This is a genomic window from Streptomyces sp. NPDC102490 (assembly GCF_044765285.1).
GTDB lineage: Bacteria > Actinomycetota > Actinomycetes > Streptomycetales > Streptomycetaceae > Streptomyces.
Map to the genome: position 1 here is coordinate 400342 of NZ_JBIWJU010000004.1, position 18395 is coordinate 418736.

Here is an 18395-nt window from a genome sequence, read left to right on the forward strand (position 1 = left end):
CCGTGCCGTCCTCCCGCCTGCGCCGTGTCGCCGTCCTCGTGCTCGAAGGCGCGAAACCGCTCGACGTCGGCATCCCGGCGCAGGTCTTCACCACCCGCGCGAGCATGCCGTACGAGGTGCGGGTGTGCGGCGCGTCGCCGGGCCTGGTCACCGGGGGTGACGGCCTGTCGTACCACGTCGCCCACGGCCTCGACGCGCTGGCGTGGGCCGACGTGGTCTTCCTCCCCGGGTACCGGTCCCCCGACGTCGAGGACCCGCCGCGGTCCGTGATCGACGCGCTGACGGCGGCCCACGACCGGGGCGCGCGGCTCGCCGCCATCTCCACCGGCGCCTTCGCGCTCGCCGCCACGGGCCTGCTCGACGGCAGACGGGCCACCACCCACTGGCACTACACGCGGGCCCTCGCCGCGAAGCACCCGCGCGTGCGGGTCGACGAGAACGTGCTGTTCGTGGACGAGGGCAGCGTCCTCACGTCGGCGGGCGCCGCCTCCGGCATCGACCTGTGCCTGCACATCCTGCGCGGCGACCTCGGGGTGGCCGCGTCGAACCACGCGGCCCGCCGCCTCGTGGCGGCCCCCTACCGCAGCGGCGGTCAGGCCCAGTACGTGCCCCGCAGCGTGCCCGAGCCGCTCGGCGAGCGGTTCGCCGCCACCCGCGAGTGGGCGCTGCGCCGGCTCGCCGAGCCGCTCACCCTGGAGGCACTGGCCCGGCACGCGGCGGTGTCGGCCCGCACCCTCTCCCGGCGCTTCGTCGAGGACACCGGGTACACGCCGATGCAGTGGATCATGCGGGCGCGTATCGACCTGGCCCGTGAGCTGCTCGAACGTTCCGAGCGCGGCGTCGAGCAGATCGCCGCCGACGTCGGCCTCGGCACCGGCGCGAACCTGCGGCTGCACTTCCAGCGCATCCTCGGCACCACCCCCAGCGAGTACCGGCGCACCTTCGCCCGGGGCGAGTAACCGCGCCCCGCCACCCGACGCTGGCGTGATCCTTTCGAACCGTGGCACTCACGCCGCTGCCCCGCGTCCCCGGCGTGCGCGACCCTGGTGTCGAAGGACCTGGTGGCGAAAACGAAAGGGACACACCACTCATGACTCGCATCGGCATCAACGGATTCGGCCGCATCGGGCGCAACGTGCTGCGCGCACTGCTCGAACGCGACACGAAGCTCGAGGTCGTCGCCGTCAACGACCTCACGGAGCCCGCCACCCTGGCCCGTCTGCTCGCCTTCGACTCGACGGCCGGCCGGCTCGGCCGCCCGGTGACCGTCGACGGGGACACCCTGGTCGTCGACGGGCACCGCATCAAGGTGCTCGCCGAGCGCGAGCCCGCCCGGCTGCCCTGGGCGGAGCTGGGCGTCGACATCGTGCTGGAGTCGACCGGACGCTTCACCTCGGCCGACGCCGCCCGCGACCACCTGACCGCCGGTGCGCGGAAGGTCCTGGTCAGCGCCCCGTCGAGCGGCGCCGACGTGACGCTCGCGTACGGCGTGAACACCGACGCCTACGACCCGGCCGCGCACACCATCGTCTCCAACGCGTCCTGCACCACCAACGCGCTCGCGCCGCTCGCCGCGGTCCTCGACGAGCTGGCCGGCATCGAGCACGGCTTCATGACGACGGTGCACGCCTACACGCAGGAGCAGAACCTCCAGGACGGCCCGCACCGCGACGCGCGCCGCGCCCGTGCCGCCGGGGTGAACATCGTGCCGACCACGACGGGCGCCGCCAAGGCGATCGGCCTGGTGCTGCCGGGCCTCGACGGCAAGCTGTCGGGCGACTCGATCCGGGTGCCGGTCCCGGTGGGCTCGATCGTCGAGCTGAACACCGTCGTGGCCCGCGACGTGACGCGCGAGGACGTCCTGGCCGCCTACCGCACCGCCGCCGAGGGCCCGCTCGCCGGTGTGCTGGAGTACTCGGAGGACCCGCTGGTCTCCTCCGACATCACCGGCAACCCGGCCTCGTCGATCTTCGACTCGGCGCTGACCCGCGTGGACGGCCGCCACATCAAGGTGGTCGCCTGGTACGACAACGAGTGGGGCTTCTCGAACCGCGTGATCGACACCCTCGGCCTGCTCGCCACACGCTGAACGGGCAGCCGGTTCGGCATCAGCGGGGGTCACACGTCACAATGGTGCGATGAGCAATTCCAAGGTTTACTTCGACATCGACATCGACGGCCAGGATGCGGGCCGCATCGTCTTCGAGCTCTTCGAGGACGTGACCCCCAAGACGGCCAAGAACTTCCTGGAGCTGGCCACCGGTGAGCACGGCTTCGGCTATGCGGGTTCCCCGTTCCACCGCGTGATCCCGCAGTTCATGCTCCAGGGCGGTGACTTCACCGCGGGCAACGGCACCGGCGGCAAGAGCATCTACGGCGAGAAGTTCGCGGACGAGAACTTCCAGCTCAAGCACACCGAGCCGTACCTGCTCTCGATGGCCAACGCGGGTCCGAACACCAACGGCTCGCAGTTCTTCGTCACCACGGTCCCCACCCCCTGGCTGGACGGCAAGCACGTCGTCTTCGGCAAGGTCGTCGAGGGCACGGACGTGGTCGACAAGATCGAGGGCTACGGCTCCTCGCCGTCGGGCAAGACCTCCGCGAAGATCACGGTGCGCGCGTCCGGCAAGCTGTAGGACCTGATCGGCCCCACGGGGACCGGAACTCCCGACGGGGGGCCACCGCACACGGTGCGGTGGCCCCCCGTTCCGTCTCGTCTGGTGGGGTGCGCCGGGTGGTGCGACGCTGGGGTGGAGGAGCGTCCGCGGAAGGCAACCCCGGGAGGACCGATGGGACGGGACGTCCCGGCGCTGGTCTTCACCCGCGAGGACCGCCGCCGGTACCGGATCAAGATGCAGGAGTGCCTGGAGGCCTTCGCGCAGATGCTGCGCGAGTCCCGGTTCGAGACCGAGCGGCCCCAGGTGGGCCTGGAGATCGAGCTGAACCTGGTCGACGACGCCGCCGAACCCGCGATGTGCAACAGCGACGCCCTCGAGGCGATAGCGGACCCGGCCTGGTCCACCGAGCTGGGCCGGTTCAACCTGGAGATCAACATCCCGCCCCGGCAGCTGACGGCGGGCGGCCCCGACGCCTGGGAGACCGAGATCCGCGCCGCCCTGAACCACGCCGAGGACCGCGCCGCGTCGGTCGGCGCCCACCTGATCATGGTCGGCACCCTGCCCACACTGCGCCAGTCGGACGTCGGCGAGGCCGCCCTGTCGGAGAACCCGCGCTACCGGCTCCTCAACGACCAGGTGTTCGCCGCCCGGGGCGAGGACCTGCACATCGAGGTGGACGGCGTCGACCGCCTGCGGACCTACGCGGACAGCATCACGCCGGAGGCCGCCTGCACCAGTACGCAGTTCCACCTCCAGGTCGCCCCGGAGGAGTTCCCCGACTACTGGAACGCCGCCCAGGCGATTGCCGGTGTCCAGGTCGCCCTCGCGGCCAACTCGCCCTTCCTGCTCGGCAAGGAACTGTGGCACGAGAGCCGTATTCCCCTGTTCGAACAGGCCACCGACACCCGCCCGCAGGAGATCAAGGCCCAGGGGGTCAGGCCCCGGGTGTGGTTCGGGGAGCGCTGGATCAACAGCGTCTTCGACCTGTTCGAGGAGAACCTGCGCTACTTCCCGGCGCTGCTGCCGCTGTGCGACGAGCAGGACCCCGCCGAGACCCTCGACCGCGGCGACATCCCGGAACTGGGCGAACTCACCCTCCACAACGGCACGATCTACCGCTGGAACCGGCCCGTCTACGCGGTCGCCCACGACAAACCGCACGTACGCGTGGAGAACCGGGTGCTGCCCGCCGGTCCGACCGTCGCCGACACCCTCGCCAACGGCGCCTTCTACTACGGGCTCACCCGCGCCCTGGTGGAGGAGGAGCGGCCGGTGTGGTCGCGGATGTCCTTCTCGGTCGCCGAGGACAACCTGCACACCGCCGCCCGGCACGGCATCGAGGCGCACCTGTACTGGCCCGGAGTGGGCGAGGTGACGGTGCCCGAACTGGTCCTGCGCCGGCTGCTGCCGCTGGCGCACCGGGGACTGGAGCTGTCCGGCATGGACTCCGCCTGGCGGGAGCCGCTGCTCGGCATCATCGAGCAGCGGTGCGTCACCGGCCGCAACGGCGCGGTCTGGCAGAAGGAGATGTTCCACCACATCGACGCGACCGCCCGGCCCGGCCGCCACGAGGCGCTGCGCCGGATGACCCAGCAGTACATGGACTACATGCACCTCAACGCCCCGGTCCACACCTGGCCGGTCGACTGACGTCCGGGCCGCCCGAGGCCCCTAGGGAGGCGACGGAGCGATGTGCCGATGGCTCGCCTACTCGGGGACACCCGTCCTCCTGGAGTCCCTGCTCTACCGGCCCGAGCACTCGCTCATCGACCAGAGCCTGCACGCCCGCATGGGCGTCGAGACGACGAACGGGGACGGCTTCGGCGTCGGCTGGTTCGGACCCGAGATGCACACCCCCGCCATCGTCCGGGAGGTCGGGCCGGCCTGGAGCAACCGCAACCTGCGGGAGATCGCGAGCCATGTCCGCTCGCCCCTGTTCTTCGCGCACATCCGGGCGTCGACGGGCAGCCCGGTGCAGCAGACCAACTGCCATCCGTTCCGCCACGGCCGGTGGATGTGGATGCACAACGGCGCGATCGCCGAGTTCCACCGGCTGCGCCGGGACCTCGCCCTGGCCGTCGATCCGCAGCTCTTCCTCGACATCGAGGGCTCGACGGACTCGGAGATGATGTTCTACCTGGCGCTCACCCTCGGCCTGGAGGACGACCCTCCGGCGGCCGTGGCCCGGATGGCGGGGCTGGTGGAGGAGATCGGCCACGAGCACGGCGTGGAGTTCCCGTTGCAGATGACGGTCGCCGTGACCGACGGACGCCGCCTGTGGGCCTTCCGCTACTCCAGCCAGGCCCAGTCCCGGTCGCTCTACTACAGCAGCCGGGTGGAGAGCCTGCGCGCGCTCCATCCCGACCTGCCCTTCCTCAAGGAGGCGTCCGACAGCACCCGGCTGATCGTGTCGGAACCCCTGGGCGACCTGCCCGGGGTGTGGAACAAGGTGCCCGAGGGCAGCTACGGCGTCGTGCAGCCGGAGGGGGACGCTCTGCTCCCCTTCGTTCCCCGCGAGTCGTGACGCTGTTGACACGGACGGGCGAAGATCACACAATCGGTGCCATGACCCCCTACCGGTTCGGCACCATCGCGGAGTGTCCCCGCGTGCCCGAGCGGACCGGATGTGAGCGTTCCGGCCTTTAACGGCCTTCTTCGCACCGACCGTCCGACGCCTGTCGCGTCGTAGTCCGTCGGCATTCCCTCCGGTCCACGGCCCGGAGCACCTGTAGCACCACCTTCTTTTCCCGGCCGTTCGGCGGTGGCCTCGCGCCCCTCCCCGGCCGGATGTCACGCGTACCGTCATACAAGGGGAGGACTCCCATGTCCGTCACGTCCGTCGGTCCGAGCACCGTCCTGCGCGAAGCACGCGTCCCGGGGGACGGCCTCTACGAGGGCCCGCGCACCCTGCGCCGCCTGCCCGAAGGGTGGCCGGACCGGCCCTACGAGCACTTCGAGGTCGTCCCGCAGGCGCGCACCATCGGTGCCGAGCTCCGGGGCGTCGACCTGTCGCGCCCGCTCACCCCCGTGCTGCGCGAGGAACTGAACCGCGCCCTGCTGGAGTGGAAGGTGCTGTTCTTCCGCGCCCAGCACCTCACCTCCGAGCAGCAGCGCGACGTCGCCCGCAACTGGGGCGAGTTGGAGACCAACCCGCTGCTCGCCGCCGGTGCCAGCGACGACGTCGTCCGGTTCGACAAGGGCGCCGGGGCCGCACCGACCTACGAGAACGTGTGGCACACCGACGTCACCTTCCGGGAGCGCCCCGCGCTCGGCGCGGTGCTCCAGCTGCGCGAGGTGCCGCCGTTCGGCGGGGACACGATGTGGGCGGACATGGCGGCGGCCTACGACAACCTGCCGCGGGAGGTGAAGGACCGCATCGACGGCGCCCGCGCCGTGCACGACTTCATCCCGGGCTTCGCGCGGTTCTACGGCCCCGAGCGGCTGCTGCCGCACCAGGACCTGTTCCCGCCCGTGGAACACCCGGTCGTCCGCACGCATCCGGAGACGGGGCGGCGCATGCTGTTCGTCAACACGTCCTTCACCACGCACATCACCGGCATGGACCGAGACGAGAGCGACCGGCTGCTGCGGTTCCTGTTCCAGCAGGCGCACGTGCCCGAGTACCAGGTGCGCTGGCGCTGGCAGCCCGGCGACATCGCCTTCTGGGACAACCGGGCCACGCAGCACTACGCCGTGGGTGACTACGGGACCGAGCGGCGGGTCGCCGAGCGCGTCGCCATCGAGGGCGACCGGCCCTTCTGACCGGCGGGCGCGGGGGCCGGAGGCGGTGATCGGGCCTCCGGCCCCCGCGCGGACTACGCCTCCGATTCCTCTATGGCCGCCGGGCGCAGCTGGGCGGCGCGGACGCGGGCGACGTCGAGCTTCTCGCCCCGGTCGAAGCGGTAGATGCCGTTCTGCTCCTGGAAGACGTCGGTCAACTGGGTGTAGCAGTAGCCGAACATGTCACGGTCGCCGAGCAGGACCTCGGTGAGGCCGCTGAACCGCTCGTGGAACTCGTCCTCGTTGCGGACGCGTTCCCCGTAGCCCCAGGAGACGGTGCGGTCCTCGCCGGAGCGGTCGGCCGCCGCCTCGGGGTCCCACCAGATGCCGCCGAACTCGCTGACGAAGTACGGCTGCCCCCGGTAGGGCTGGGAGTAGGGGGCGCCGCTCTCGTGGGTGTTGACGAAGGGCGCGTCCTTGGCCAGGCCGGACATCAGCTGCCGGAAGGCGGCGGGGTCCTGCTCGTAGTGGTGGGAGTCGTAGATGTCGGTCTCGGCGACCCGGTGGGCGTAGCCGGACGCGTCGACGACGGGGCGGGTGGTGTCCATGGCCTTGGTGGCCAGGAACATCGCCCGGGTCACGTCGTCGAGCTGGGTGATGCGGTCGTGCAGCTTCTGGTAGGTCTCGTTGAGCGGGCACCAGCCGATGATCGAGGGGTGCGAGTAGTCGCGCTCCAGGGCTTCCAGCCACTGGGCGACGTAGGAGGCGTCAGGCTTCTGGTTGTCGCCGGAGGAGCCGCCCGTCTCGCAGCCCCAGTCGCCGAACTCGCCCCAGACCAGGTAGCCGAGGCGGTCGGCGTGGTACAGGAAGCGCTCCTCGAAGACCTTCTGGTGCAGCCGGGCCCCGTTGAAGCCGGCCGCCATGGCCAGCTCGATGTCCCGCACCAGGGCCTCGTCGGTGGGGGCGGTCATCAGCCCGTCCGGGTACCAGCCCTGGTCGAGGACGAGGCGCTGGAAGACGGGGCGGCCGTTGAGCAGGACGGCCTTGCCGCGCAGGCCGACGGCGCGCAGGCCGGCGTAGCTCTCGGCGCTGTCGACCACCTGCCCGGCGGCGTCGAGGAGTTCGAGGCGCAGGTCGTACAGGTGCGGGTCCTCGGGTCCCCACTCGCGCCGCCGGTCGTCCGGCACCGGCAGGTGCAGGCGCGGGGCGAGGTCGAGGTCGGCGCGGGCCTCGGCGCGGCTCACCTCGCCGCCGGCGTCGCTGAGGACGGCGCGCACCCGGTGCCCCGGGCGGTTGCCGGACAGGGGCAGTTCGAGGTGGAAGGCGGAGCCGGCCAGGTCGGGGGTGATCCGGGGGCGGCGCAGGTGCGTGACGGGGACGGGCTCGAGCCACACGGTCTGCCAGATGCCGGTGACCCGGGTGTAGTTGCAGTCGTGGTTGGCGTACTGGACGGCCTGCTTGCCGCGTGCCTGGGGGCCGGACTTGGGGTCGCGGGCGCGGACGGTGATCACGACCTCCTCCTCCGCCCCGGCGATGTCGCCGAGGTCGGCGGTGAAGGGGGTGAAGCCGCCGCGGTGCCGGGCGACCTCCTTGCCGTCGGCCCACACGGTGGTGTCGTGGTCGACTGCGCCGAAGTGCAGCAGGACGCGGCGTCCGGCCCAGGCGGCGGGCAGGGTGAGGGCCCGCCGGTACCAGACGGCCTCCAGGAAGTCGGTGTCTCCGATGCCGGACAGCTCGGACTCGGGCGGGAAGGGGACGAGGATCTCCTCGCGCAGCTCGCGGTCGAGCAGACCGCGTTCGAGGCCGCTGTCCCCCCGGTCGGTCTCGAACTGCCAGGCGCCGTTCAGGTTGAGCCAGTCGCGGCGCACGAACTGCGGTCGCGGGTACTCCGGGCGCGGTACGGAGTGAGTGGGCACACATGCTCCAGTCGATCGGTGGGACGGGCGCGCGAACGCCCGGCCCGTGGGTACAGCTGGTCGGGTTCAGGAACCGCCGAGGCCGGTGGTGGCGACGGAGTTGACGATGCGGCGCTGGAAGAGGAGGAAGACCACGATCAGCGGCAGCGCGGCCAGCAGGGCGGAGGCCATGGACTGCGCGTACTGGATGCCGTAGGCGTCCTTCACCGTGGCCAGGCCCACCGGGAGGGTCATCAGGTCGGGGTCGTTGGTGACGATGAACGGCCACATGAAGTTGTTCCACGCGCCGATGAAGACGAAGATCGCCACCGCGGCCACGATCGGCCGCGACAGCGGCAGCACGATCGACCGGAAGACCCGGAACTCGGAGGCGCCGTCGATCCGGGCCGCCTCCTCCAGCTCCTTGGGGATGCCGTCGAAGAACCGCTTGAGGATGAACACCATCATGGGTGCGACGACCTGGGGCAGGATGACCGCCGCGTAGGTGTCGACCAGGTGGAACAGGGTCATCTGGTCGAACAGCGGCACGACGAGCAGCTGCGGCGGGACCATGATGGCGGCCACGGTGACGCCGAGCAGCCCCCGGCGGCCGCGGAAGGTGCCGCGGGAGAAGCCGTACGCCGCGAGGGTGGAGACCGCGACGGTGATCAGCGTGACCAGGGCGGAGATCAGGAAGCTGTTGAAGGCCCAGACGGTGACGTTGCCGCGTTCCAGTATCTGCTGGTAGGCGTCCAGGGTGAAGGCGCCCTTGAACGGGGACAGCCCGGTGGTGTTGATGTCCTCCTCGCTCTGCACCGAGGTGATGACGGCCCACACGAACGGCACCAGCCAGACGACGGCGAGCACGACGAGCGCGGTCGCGGCCAGGACCCGGGGCAGCCGGCCGTGTCCGAGCAGCAGGGGTGAGCCGGCCGCTTCGCGGGGTGGACGGCGCCGGGGGCGGAGGGTGGGGGCGGTTGCGGACACGGTCAGTCCTCCCGGCGGAAGAGGCGGATCTGCACGAGCGAGACGAGGACGATCAGGGCGAAGAAGAGGTACGAGACGGCGGAGGCGTAGCCGAGGCGGTAGCCCGTGAAGCCCACGTCGTAGACGTACTCGAGGACGGGCCGGGTGGAGCCGTTGGGGCCGCCCTTGGTGAGGATGTAGATCTGGTCGAACACCTTGAGGGAGGCCAGCACCTGGAGCATGGCGACCAGGCCGGTGGTGCGGCGCAGCTGGGGCAGGGTGATGGACCACAGGCGGCGCCAGGCACCGGCCCCGTCGAGTGCCGCGGCCTCGTCGAAGGTCGTGGGCAGGGACTGGAGCGCCGCGAGGTAGAGCAGGAAGTTGAAGCCGACCGTCCACCAGACGGTGAGGGCGGCCACGGACCACATGGCGACGGACTCGTCGGACAGCCAGCCCACCGGTGCCATGCCGAGGGCGTCCAGGAGCTGGTTGGCCATGCCCAGTTCGGGCTGGTAGAGCCAGGTCCAGATCATGGTCACGACGGTCACGGGCAGCAGGTAGGGCGCGAAGAACGACAGGCGCCAGGCCCACTGCCCGGCGAGTCCGCTGTGCACCAGCAGGGCCATCGCGAGTGCGACCAGCACGAGCGGGACGCTGGAGATGACGGTGAAGAAGACGGTGTTGCCGAGGCTGCTCCACACGTCCGGGTCGCCGAACGCCTCGGTGTAGTTGTCGAAGCCGACGAAGCTCGTGTCGCGCAGGGCGAGCGAGCTGTCGGTGAAGCTCATCCAGAGCCCCTGGACGATCGGCCACACCATGAAGAGGCCGAACACCAGCAGGAAGGGCAGGACGAACACGAGCCCGTTGCCGGTGCGTACGCGGCCGAGGGCGGTGCGCAGGCCGCCCGGGGGGACCGCGGGCGGGTCGGTCCGCTCCTCGGCGCCGAGGGGTGCGGTGGTGGTCACGTCGGTCACTCCTTTCGCTGGTCAGGCCACCGGGTTGGGCTGGCGCAGCAGCGTGTCCGCCTCGCGGACCATCTGCCGCACCGCCTTCTCGGGGGTGGTGTTGCCCAGCAGCGCCGACTGGAGCGGCTGGCACATCCGGTTCTGGAAGTTGGAACCGGCGCCCGCGAACCAGTTGGGCGGGTCGAGGACCGCCACCTCGGCGGCGTCGGCGTAGGAGGACTGGGGGTCGAGTGCCGCGTACCCGGGCTCGGCGAGGACGGGCTGGTAGGCGGGGATGTGCCCGGCGCTCGCCCAGGTGAGGCTCTGCTTGAGTATCCGGGCGACGTACCGGTGGGCCTCGCGGCGCCGGGCCGGGTCGGGGCTGTCCTGGTGCGGGAGGACGAAGCTGTGGCTGTCGGTGTAGACGGCCGGCTTGTCGAAGACCTGCGGGAAGGGCGCGGCACCCAGCTCCATGCCGGACTTCTTCAGGGTGGGCAGCTCCCACTCGCCGAGCATGGCCATGCCGCCGCGTCCGCTGCTGAAGGCGGCCAGCGCACCGTTGTAGTCCAGGTTGTTGGGGTTGGTCTTCCCGTCGAAGAGCCGTGTCATGAGGGTGACGACGCGTACGGCGGCGTCCACGTCGATCTTCGGGGGTCCGCCGTCCGGCAGGTCGAAGGCGGCGCCGGTCTGGGCGTAGAGACCGGCGAACAGCCGCCAGTTCTGTGCCGTGTCGGTGACGTGGCCGAACAGGATGCCGGACTCGCCGGTCGCCTCGGCGAGGGCCTTGCCCGCCTCCAGCAGCGCCTCGGGCGAGCCCATGGGCGCCAGTTCGCCGGAGGTGTCCAGGAGTCCGGCCTTCTCCGCGGCCTTCTTGTCGTAGAACACGATGAAGGGGTGGACGTCCAGCGGGATCGCGTAGACGGTCCCCTCGTGCTGGGTGCGCGACCACACGGCCGGGGTGAAGTCCTTCTCCGTGACGCCGTATTCGGCGAGCAGGTCCAGGTCGAAGGGGTCCACCAGGCCGCCGGGCGCGTAGCCCGCCAGCCGGGACAGGTGCATGGCGGCCACGTCGGAGGCCCGTCCGCCGGCCGCGGACATGGCGAGCTTGGTGTAGTACGACGGGCCCCAGTCCAGGATCGTGCGGTCGACGTCGAAGCCCTTGGCTCCCCCGGCTCCCTCGGACACGGCCTCGATCATGTCGTCCATGAGCATGCCGTCGCCGCCCTGGAAGAGGTCCCAGACGCTCAGCGAGGACGCCCCGGAGGCCGAGGCCGGGGAGGCGCAGCCGGACAGCGGGCCCGCGGCGAGCAGGGCGCCCGCCCCGGCCATGGCGTTGCGCAGCAACCGGCGGCGGCTGGGGCGGTGGACCGGGTCGGACACGGCCGGCACCCCCTGGGCAGGCAAACGGGAACTCATCGCGGACCTTTCGACGGCCGGAGCTCATGCGGTGGCTAGTTTTTACATCGATGTACATGGGCTGTAAAGAGCCGAGCGGCAGTGGACCTGCGCCGCGGCCCCGCGCGCGCCGGGACATAGACTCGGGCAGCGCGAAGAGGCAGGGAGGTCTCGGTGGCACGGCCCAGGATCAAGGACGTCGCACGTCATGCGGGCGTTTCGGAGAAGACGGTGTCCAATGTCATCAACGACTACGCCCATGTCTCCGACCGGACCAGGCAGGTGGTGCGCGAGGCCATCGAGCACCTCGGCTACCGGGTGAACCTGGCCGGCCGGCACCTGCGCAAGGGCAGAACCGGCATCATCGCGCTCGTCGTCCCGGAACTGGACATACCGTACTTCGCGGAGCTGTCCCGGCATGTCATCCGCGAGGCCGAGCAGCGGTCCCTGACGGTCCTGATCCACCAGTCCGGGGCGGACCGCGCCCATGAGCTGGCGGCGCTGGCCGGGTTCGGCTCCACGTTCGTGGACGGCATCATCCTCAGTCCGCTGGCGCTGACCGCCGACGACCTGCGGGACCGCACGGGCTTCCCGCCGACGGTGCTGCTCGGGGAACTGCTGGAGGAGGGCGCCGACCATGTGGCCATCGACAACGAGAGTGCCGCGCGTGAGGCGACCCGCCATCTGATCGGGCTCGGGCGCCGCACGATCCTCGCCGTCGGCGGGCGCGACGACTCGGGTCTGGGCACGGCCGAGGCCCGCACCCGGGGCTACCGCGCCGCCCTGGCGGAGGCGGGCCTCGGCTACGATCCGGCCGCCCTGCTGCCGGTCGGCTCCTTCCGGATGCCCGACGGGGCGCGGGCCGTGGCGCGGGCGCTGGAGGAGGGTGCCCGGCCCGACGCGCTGCTCTGCCTCAACGACCAGCTGGCGCTGGGCGCGTTGCGGGCCCTGCACGAGCACGGGGTCAGGGTGCCGGAGGACGTCGCCGTGATCGGTTTCGACGACGTGGAGGGCGGGAGGTTCAGCGTCCCGACGCTGAGCACGGTGGCGCCGGACAAGGCGGCGGTGGCCAAGGTCGCCGTACAGCTGCTCCAGCACCGCATCGAGGAGGCGACGGCGCCGGACGGTGCCGTGTCCGCGGTGCAGGCGCCGCAGGACCGCATCGTGGCCCACCGGCTCGTCCTGCGGGAGAGCACGGAGGGCCGCGAGCGGCGCTGACGTTTCGGTCGGATCGGTGGGCGGCAGGGGTCAGTTCGTGTAGACCTCGGCCCGGTCGACGCTCACGAAGGACGCCCCCGCCTGGGAGTTGTGCTCGCCCGTGACCCGGACCCGCAGGGTGTGGCTGCCGTTCGCCAGCCGTGGGCTCGTGTACTGGACCGCTTCACCGACGCGGATCGGGTGGTGGAAGTCCACCCGCTGCTCGGGCCCGCCGTCGACGCTGACGCCCGCGTAGCCGATGCCGGTGTCCTTGACGGAGAGCAGGACGATCCGGGTGCCCGTGAAGGAGAAGGTGGCCGTGGCACCCGCCCGGTCGCTCCAGTGGTCGTCGCCCCAGAAGCACTGCGTGGCGCACCCCGTGCCGGAGTTCCAGGAGCCGGTGTAGGTGACGCCGCCGGGGCCGCTGGAACGGCCGTCGTCGTTGATCCAGTAATTGCCCGAGCCGGGGTCGCCGGAGGGGAGGCCCTGGGTGGCGCCCAGGGCGAGCGGGCGGCCGAAGTCGGGTGTGCCGTCGGCCCGCCAGGTGAACTTCTGTGCCCGCGTGGTGCGGTTGGTGTAGGTGTTCACCGAGGTGGTCTTGGCGTGGTAGACGATCCAGTCCTCGGTGCCGTCGGGGGACGTGAAGAAGGCGTGGTGGCCGGGCCCGAACACGCCCCGGTCGTCGGCCCGGGAGAACACCGCGCCCTGGTGCTGGTGCCAGTTCCCCGGCACCAGCGGGTTCGCGGTCAGCGGCATCGACATCATCCAGACCTGGTAGTCCGGCTTGCCCGTGTCGCAGGTGGAGTACGTCATCCAGACCCGGCCGTTGCGGTAGAGGAACTCGGGGCCCTCCCGCACCTCGGGGCAGCCGCCCGCCGCGTCGATCGCGACCGCGTCGCCGGAGACGGTGTACGGGTTGGACAGCGGGGCGATGTTGATCCCGTTGTGCTGGTACTGGTTGATGCCGCTGTAGGCGAGGTAGAGCCGCCCGCCGAGTTGCAGGATGCCCGCGTCGATGGCGAAGTCGTCCGCGTGGTTGGGCGGGGCGAGCTTGGCCTTGAAGTGGTACGGGCCGGTGGGGTCGTCGCGCTCCGACTCCAGGACGTACAGCCGGTGGTGGTCGTCGACGCCGTCGTCGGCCGTGTAGTAGAGGTACCAGCGGTTGCCGAAGCGGTAGAACTCCGGGGCCCAGATGTTGCGGTTGCGGGACGGGTCGGTGTCGGTCCACACGGTGACCGGGTCCGCGGCCGGCAGGGTGCCCAGGGACGGGGAGCGCCACATCCGGATGCTGCCGCCCTGGGTGGTGGTGAGGTAGTAGGCGCCCTTCCAGTGCGTCATGAAGGGGTCGGGCCCGCTGTTGAGCGGGTTGCGGAAGGTGCCTGCCGCCGCGGCCCCGGCGGGGGCCGCGGCGGGGGCGGGTGCCGCGGCGGCCGGTCCGGTGAGGCCGGGCAGCAGGCCCACGGCCAGCCCGAGAAGGGCGGCGAGCAGCAGGCCGAGGCGGGCGCGGGGACGGTGTGCGGGGCTGGGAAGCACGTGGGGGTCCTCTCCCGAAGCCTTTACATCGATGTAACGACGGGGCGTCAGGCTAGGGACGGCCCAGGGGGCTGTCAACAGGGCCAAAAATGGTATTCCATTTGCCGTAGACCTCTTGACGGTGCGGTTTGGCGAAAACTACGTTCTGTTCACCGGAAAGTAGCTTCCGCTTTGTGAAACTCTCCAACTCCCCGCACCTGATCCCAGGAGTCCCGTATGACTGCCCTGGAAGACCGCCGCTCGTCCGCCGGGACCGGCGACACCGCCACCAGCTCCGGCCTCTACACGTACGACCTCGCCCCGACGAAGCGGGAAGGCCGCCGCTGGGGCGCCTACAACGTCTTCACGCTCTGGGCCAACGACGTGCACAGCCTGGGCAATTACGCCTTCGCCATCGGACTGTTCGCCCTCGGTCTGAACGTGTGGGGCATCCTCGCCGCCTTCGCGCTCGCCTCGGTCCTGCTCTTCCTCCTGCTCACGCTCTCCGGGTTCATGGGCCACAAGACGGGCGTTCCGTTCCCCGTCATGAGCCGGATCGCCTTCGGCATCAAGGGGGCGAAGATTCCGGCCGCCGTCCGCGGCGCCGTGGCCATCGCCTGGTTTGGTATCCAGACCTACCTGGCGTCCGCCGTGCTGAGCGCCCTCCTGGTGGCCATGTTCCCCTCCCTGGCCTCCCTGGACACGAACTCCCTGCTCGGCCAGTCGACGCTCGGCTGGATCACCTTCCTGGTGCTGTGGGCCCTCCAAGTGCTCATCGTCAGCTACGGGATGCAGATGATCCGCCGGTACATGGCCTTCGCCGCGCCCACCACGCTGCTGACGATGTGCGCCCTCGCGGTGTGGATGTTCGTCCGGGCCGACGGATCGGTCTCCGTGTCGGTCGACGATCCGCTCACCGGCGGCGCGATGTGGCTCCAGGTGCTCCAGGCCGCCGCCCTGTGGGTGGTCATCTACGGGACGTTCGTGCTGAACTTCTGCGACTTCACCCGGTCCGCGCGCAGCCGCGGCTCCATCGTCCGGGGCAACGTGATCGGCATCCCGCTGAACATGCTCTTCTTCGCCGTCATCGTGGCGGTGCTCAGCGGAGCCCAGTTCACCCTCGACGGGCGCGTGATCACCAGTCCGACGGACATCGTCAGGACGATCCCGAACATGTTCCTGCTGGCCGTCGCCTCGCTGTGTCTCATCGCCCTCACGGTGGCGGTGAACCTGCTGGCCAACTTCGTCGCGCCCATCTACGCCCTGGTCAACCTCTTCCCGCACCGGCTCGACTTCCGCCGCGCGGGCCTGGTGAGCGCGGTCCTGGGCCTGGTGATCACGCCCTGGAACCTCTACAACAGCCCGGTCGTCGTGAACTACTTCCTCGGCGGGCTCGGCGCGCTGCTCGGCCCGCTGTTCGGCGTGATCATGGCGGACTACTGGCTGCTGCGGAAGTCCCGCGTGAACGTGCCGGCCCTGTACACCGAGGACGCGGGCGCCGAGTACCACTACCGGCGCGGCTACAACCCGCGGGCCGTCGCCGCCTTCGTCCCCGGGGCCGCGATCGCCGTCGTCGTCGCGCTCGTCCCCTTCTTCCACGCCGCGGCCGGGTTCTCCTGGTTCATCGGCGCGATCATCGCCGCCGTGCTGTACGCGCTGATCGCCGACCGCGCCTCCGCGTTCCGGGACGTGGACGGCGAGGCCATCGCCGTCGCCGCGGAATAGCCCCGCACGCCCCCTCCCCCGTCGCGCCCCGTCCCCGTCCGAGCGGAAGGCCCAGGCCCACCCATGCGCATCCTCGTGGTCAACGTCAACACCACGCAGTCCATCACCGACGCGATCGGCAAGCAGGCCGCCGGCGCGGCCTCCGCGGGCACCGAGATCGTGCCGCTGACCCCGGCCTTCGGCGCGGAGTCCGTGGAGGGCAACTACGAGAGCTACCTCGCCGCCGTCGCCGTGATGGAGGCGGTGCGCGCCCACCGGGAGCCCTTCGACGCGGTGATCCAGGCCGGTTACGGCGAGCACGGCCGGGAGGGGCTCCAGGAGTTGCTCGACGTGCCCGTCGTCGACATCACCGAGGCGGCGGCGAGCACCGCGCAGTACCTGGGCCGCCGCTACTCCGTCGTCACCACCCTCGACCGTACGGTCCCCCTGATCGAGGAGCGGCTGGAGGTGGCCGGGCTGAGCGCCCGGTGCGCCTCGGTGCGGGCCAGCGGGCTCGCCGTACTGGACCTGGAGCGGGACGAGCAGGCCGCCGTGGACGCCATCACCGAGCAGGCCGCCCGCGCGGTCGAGGAGGACCGGGCCGAGGTGATCTGCCTGGGCTGCGGCGGCATGGCGGGCCTCGCCGAACGCGTGGTGGAACGTACCGGTGTCCCCGTGGTCGACGGGGTCGCCGCCGCCGTGACGGTCGCCGAGTCCCTGGTGAGGCTCGGCCTGTCCACCTCCAAGGTGCGCACCTACGCCCGTCCGCGTCCCAAGCGGATCGTCAACTGGCCGCCGCGGGTGGGCTGACCGGTCCGCGCGCCGTCCCGTCCGGGCCGCCCGCGAGCCCCGGGGTATTCTGACGGGCCGCCCGACCGCCGCTCCGCACGGCGCGGTCGGCGGCCGGGAACGGGAAGACAGACGAAGGACGGCGATGGCTGCGTCAGAGGGCTTCACGCCCGAGTCCGAGCGGGTCACGCGGCGGTTGCGCGACGAGATCATCGACGGTGTGCGGGCCCCCGGCAGCCGCCTGGTCGAACGGGAGCTGGCCGAGTCCCTCGGCGTGAGCCGGCTCCCCGTCCGCGAGGCCCTCAAGACCCTGGTGGCGGAGGGCCTGGTGACCCCGCGGCCACGGAGCTGGGCGGTGGTGCGGGAGTTCACCAGCAGCGACATCGCCGACCTGGACGAGGTCCGCTCGGGCCTGGAGACCCTGGGGTTCCGGCTCGCCGCCCAACGGCACACGCGGGAGGGGCTGGAGCGGCTGCGCGCCACGGTGGACGCCGAACTCGACGCGGCCCGGGCGAACGACGCGGTGCGGGCCCGCCGGGCGGCCGCCGACTTCCACGAGACCGTCGTCTCGCTGGCCGCCAACGAACTGCTCAACGAGTTGGAGCGGGTCCTGCGCAGCCGCCTGCGCTGGCTCCTGGGCCAGCACGACGACCTGCTGGCCGTCGCCCTGGAGCACGACGCCCTCTACCGGGCCATCGCGGCCCGCGACGTGGACCGCGTCCAGGAGCTGGTCCTGCACCACCTGTCGACGAGCCGCAGCGCGGCCCTGGGCCACCTGGCGCGGGACCACTCCTAGGCCCTCAGCGGGGCCGCCCCCGGTGGCCCCGCGTGAACCGGGACGGCGGGACGCCGAAGGTGCGGGTGAAGGCGGCGGTGAACGCGGCGGGAGAGGCGTAGCCGAGCCGGCCGGCGACCTCGCTGACCGAACCGGACCGCAGCAGCGGCACCGCCGCGAGCAGCCGCGCGCGGCCCCGCCAGACGGCGGGGCTGTCGCCCGTCTCCGCGCGAAAGCGCCGGGTGAAGGCGCGCTCGCTCATGTTCGCCCGTACCGCCCACGCGGCGTTGGAGACCCCGGCGTCCGGTGCGGCCAGATACGCCCGGCACAGCGCCGCCAGGTCCGCGGAGGCGGGGATGCGGACGTGGAACGGGAGCGGGGCACGCGCCGCGATCTCGTGCAGGAGGAGGTCGGCGACGCTGCCCTCGCGCCCGGACAGGCTGTAGTCGGGCGCGAACTCGACGGCCGCCAGGAGCAGTTCACGCAGGAGCGGCGGCACGTCCACGACCGTGCAGGTGCCCGGCCACCACGGGACGGCGGCCGGCTCGATGTACAGGCTGCGGGTGCTCACGCCCAGCATCCGCACCCGGTGCCGGGTGGCGGCCGGGATCAGGACGGCCCGCTCGGGCGGCACGGTCCAGCTGCCGTCGCCGGTGTCGACGACCATGACACCGGTGGCGCCGTACAGGAACTGCGCGCGCCGGTGCTCGTGCCAGTCCAGGACGTGTCCGGGCGGGTAGTCGGTGCCGATCGGCAGCACGGCCCGGTCCACGTGGTCGACCTCGGCCAGGGGGACGTTCTTCACCCGCTCACCCTACGGCCGCCCTGGCCGGGTCGCGAAGGAATGGTGCCGGGCATCGCATGCGGGCACCGCCGCCGG

The 18395-nt window shown here is 71.5% G+C and carries 16 protein-coding genes; 10 read left to right on the forward strand and 6 right to left on the reverse strand.

Translation table 11 applies throughout. The annotated features are described in order from the left end of the window. The first annotated feature begins 2 nt into the window (after window positions 1-2). From ACIRGB_RS11040 to ACIRGB_RS11065, 6 genes are all read left to right on the forward strand, one after another. Window positions 3-959: a GlxA family transcriptional regulator gene (locus ACIRGB_RS11040; protein ID WP_403861613.1), complete on the forward strand. Its 957-nt coding sequence runs from the start codon at window positions 3-5 to the stop codon at window positions 957-959. Window positions 960-1090: 131 nt separating this feature from the next. After that, entirely contained in the window at window positions 1091-2089 is a 999-nt protein-coding gene (gap, locus tag ACIRGB_RS11045; RefSeq protein ID WP_403861616.1) for a type I glyceraldehyde-3-phosphate dehydrogenase, read from the forward strand. Window positions 2090-2138: 49 nt separating this feature from the next. Next, window positions 2139-2636, forward strand: a complete 498-nt coding sequence (locus ACIRGB_RS11050) for a peptidylprolyl isomerase (RefSeq protein ID WP_403861619.1) — start codon at window positions 2139-2141, stop codon at window positions 2634-2636. Window positions 2637-2789: 153 nt separating this feature from the next. Next, window positions 2790-4268 carry a glutamate-cysteine ligase family protein gene (locus ACIRGB_RS11055; RefSeq protein ID WP_403861622.1) on the forward strand — a complete coding sequence of 493 codons (1479 nt, stop codon included), beginning with the start codon at window positions 2790-2792 and terminating at the stop codon, window positions 4266-4268. 40 nt (window positions 4269-4308) lie between these two features. Further along, window positions 4309-5142, forward strand: coding sequence for a class II glutamine amidotransferase (locus tag ACIRGB_RS11060; RefSeq protein ID WP_403861625.1), 834 nt, complete (start codon window positions 4309-4311; stop codon window positions 5140-5142). 299 nt (window positions 5143-5441) lie between these two features. Then, a complete protein-coding gene (locus ACIRGB_RS11065) occupies window positions 5442-6380 on the forward strand; it encodes a TauD/TfdA dioxygenase family protein (RefSeq protein WP_403861627.1) in 939 nt (312 codons plus the stop codon). Between the two features lie 53 nt (window positions 6381-6433). On the opposite strand, the gene ACIRGB_RS11070 is transcribed toward ACIRGB_RS11065, so the two are convergent. The 4 genes from ACIRGB_RS11070 to ACIRGB_RS11085 all read right to left on the reverse strand — a co-directional run bounded on the left by ACIRGB_RS11070 (window position 6434) and on the right by ACIRGB_RS11085 (window position 11559). Beyond that, window positions 6434-8254, reverse strand: a complete 1821-nt coding sequence (locus ACIRGB_RS11070; RefSeq protein ID WP_403861629.1) for a glycoside hydrolase family 2 protein — start codon at window positions 8252-8254, stop codon at window positions 6434-6436. Between the two features lie 66 nt (window positions 8255-8320). Continuing rightward, window positions 8321-9220, reverse strand: coding sequence for a carbohydrate ABC transporter permease (locus ACIRGB_RS11075; protein ID WP_403861631.1), 900 nt, complete (start codon window positions 9218-9220; stop codon window positions 8321-8323). 2 nt (window positions 9221-9222) lie between these two features. After that, window positions 9223-10164 (reverse strand): carbohydrate ABC transporter permease, encoded by a 942-nt coding sequence (locus ACIRGB_RS11080; RefSeq protein WP_403861633.1) that lies wholly within the window; start codon window positions 10162-10164, stop codon window positions 9223-9225. 21 nt (window positions 10165-10185) lie between these two features. Continuing rightward, complete coding sequence (locus tag ACIRGB_RS11085; protein WP_403861635.1) at window positions 10186-11559, reverse strand: extracellular solute-binding protein; 1374 nt, start codon at window positions 11557-11559, stop codon at window positions 10186-10188. Between the two features lie 153 nt (window positions 11560-11712). On the opposite strand from ACIRGB_RS11085, the gene ACIRGB_RS11090 reads away from it, so the two are divergent. Beyond that, on the forward strand, window positions 11713-12756 hold the full coding sequence (locus ACIRGB_RS11090) for a LacI family DNA-binding transcriptional regulator (RefSeq protein ID WP_403861637.1): 1044 nt from the start codon (window positions 11713-11715) through the stop codon (window positions 12754-12756). A gap of 30 nt (window positions 12757-12786) precedes the next feature. Here the strand turns inward: ACIRGB_RS11090 and ACIRGB_RS11095 are convergent, their stop codons facing one another. Next, complete coding sequence (locus ACIRGB_RS11095; protein ID WP_403861639.1) at window positions 12787-14268, reverse strand: family 43 glycosylhydrolase; 1482 nt, start codon at window positions 14266-14268, stop codon at window positions 12787-12789. A 216-nt stretch (window positions 14269-14484) separates the two neighbouring features. On the opposite strand from ACIRGB_RS11095, the gene ACIRGB_RS11100 reads away from it, so the two are divergent. From ACIRGB_RS11100 to ACIRGB_RS11110, 3 genes are all read left to right on the forward strand, one after another. Next, window positions 14485-15972, forward strand: coding sequence for an NCS1 family nucleobase:cation symporter-1 (locus tag ACIRGB_RS11100; protein ID WP_403861642.1), 1488 nt, complete (start codon window positions 14485-14487; stop codon window positions 15970-15972). 63 nt (window positions 15973-16035) lie between these two features. After that, window positions 16036-16761, forward strand: coding sequence for an aspartate/glutamate racemase family protein (locus tag ACIRGB_RS11105; RefSeq protein ID WP_403861645.1), 726 nt, complete (start codon window positions 16036-16038; stop codon window positions 16759-16761). A 124-nt stretch (window positions 16762-16885) separates the two neighbouring features. After that, window positions 16886-17536, forward strand: a complete 651-nt coding sequence (locus tag ACIRGB_RS11110; protein ID WP_403861648.1) for a GntR family transcriptional regulator — start codon at window positions 16886-16888, stop codon at window positions 17534-17536. 4 nt (window positions 17537-17540) lie between these two features. Here the strand turns inward: ACIRGB_RS11110 and ACIRGB_RS11115 are convergent, their stop codons facing one another. Further along, on the reverse strand, window positions 17541-18320 hold the full coding sequence (locus ACIRGB_RS11115) for an AraC family transcriptional regulator (protein WP_403861651.1): 780 nt from the start codon (window positions 18318-18320) through the stop codon (window positions 17541-17543). Window positions 18321-18395 lie beyond the last annotated feature (75 nt).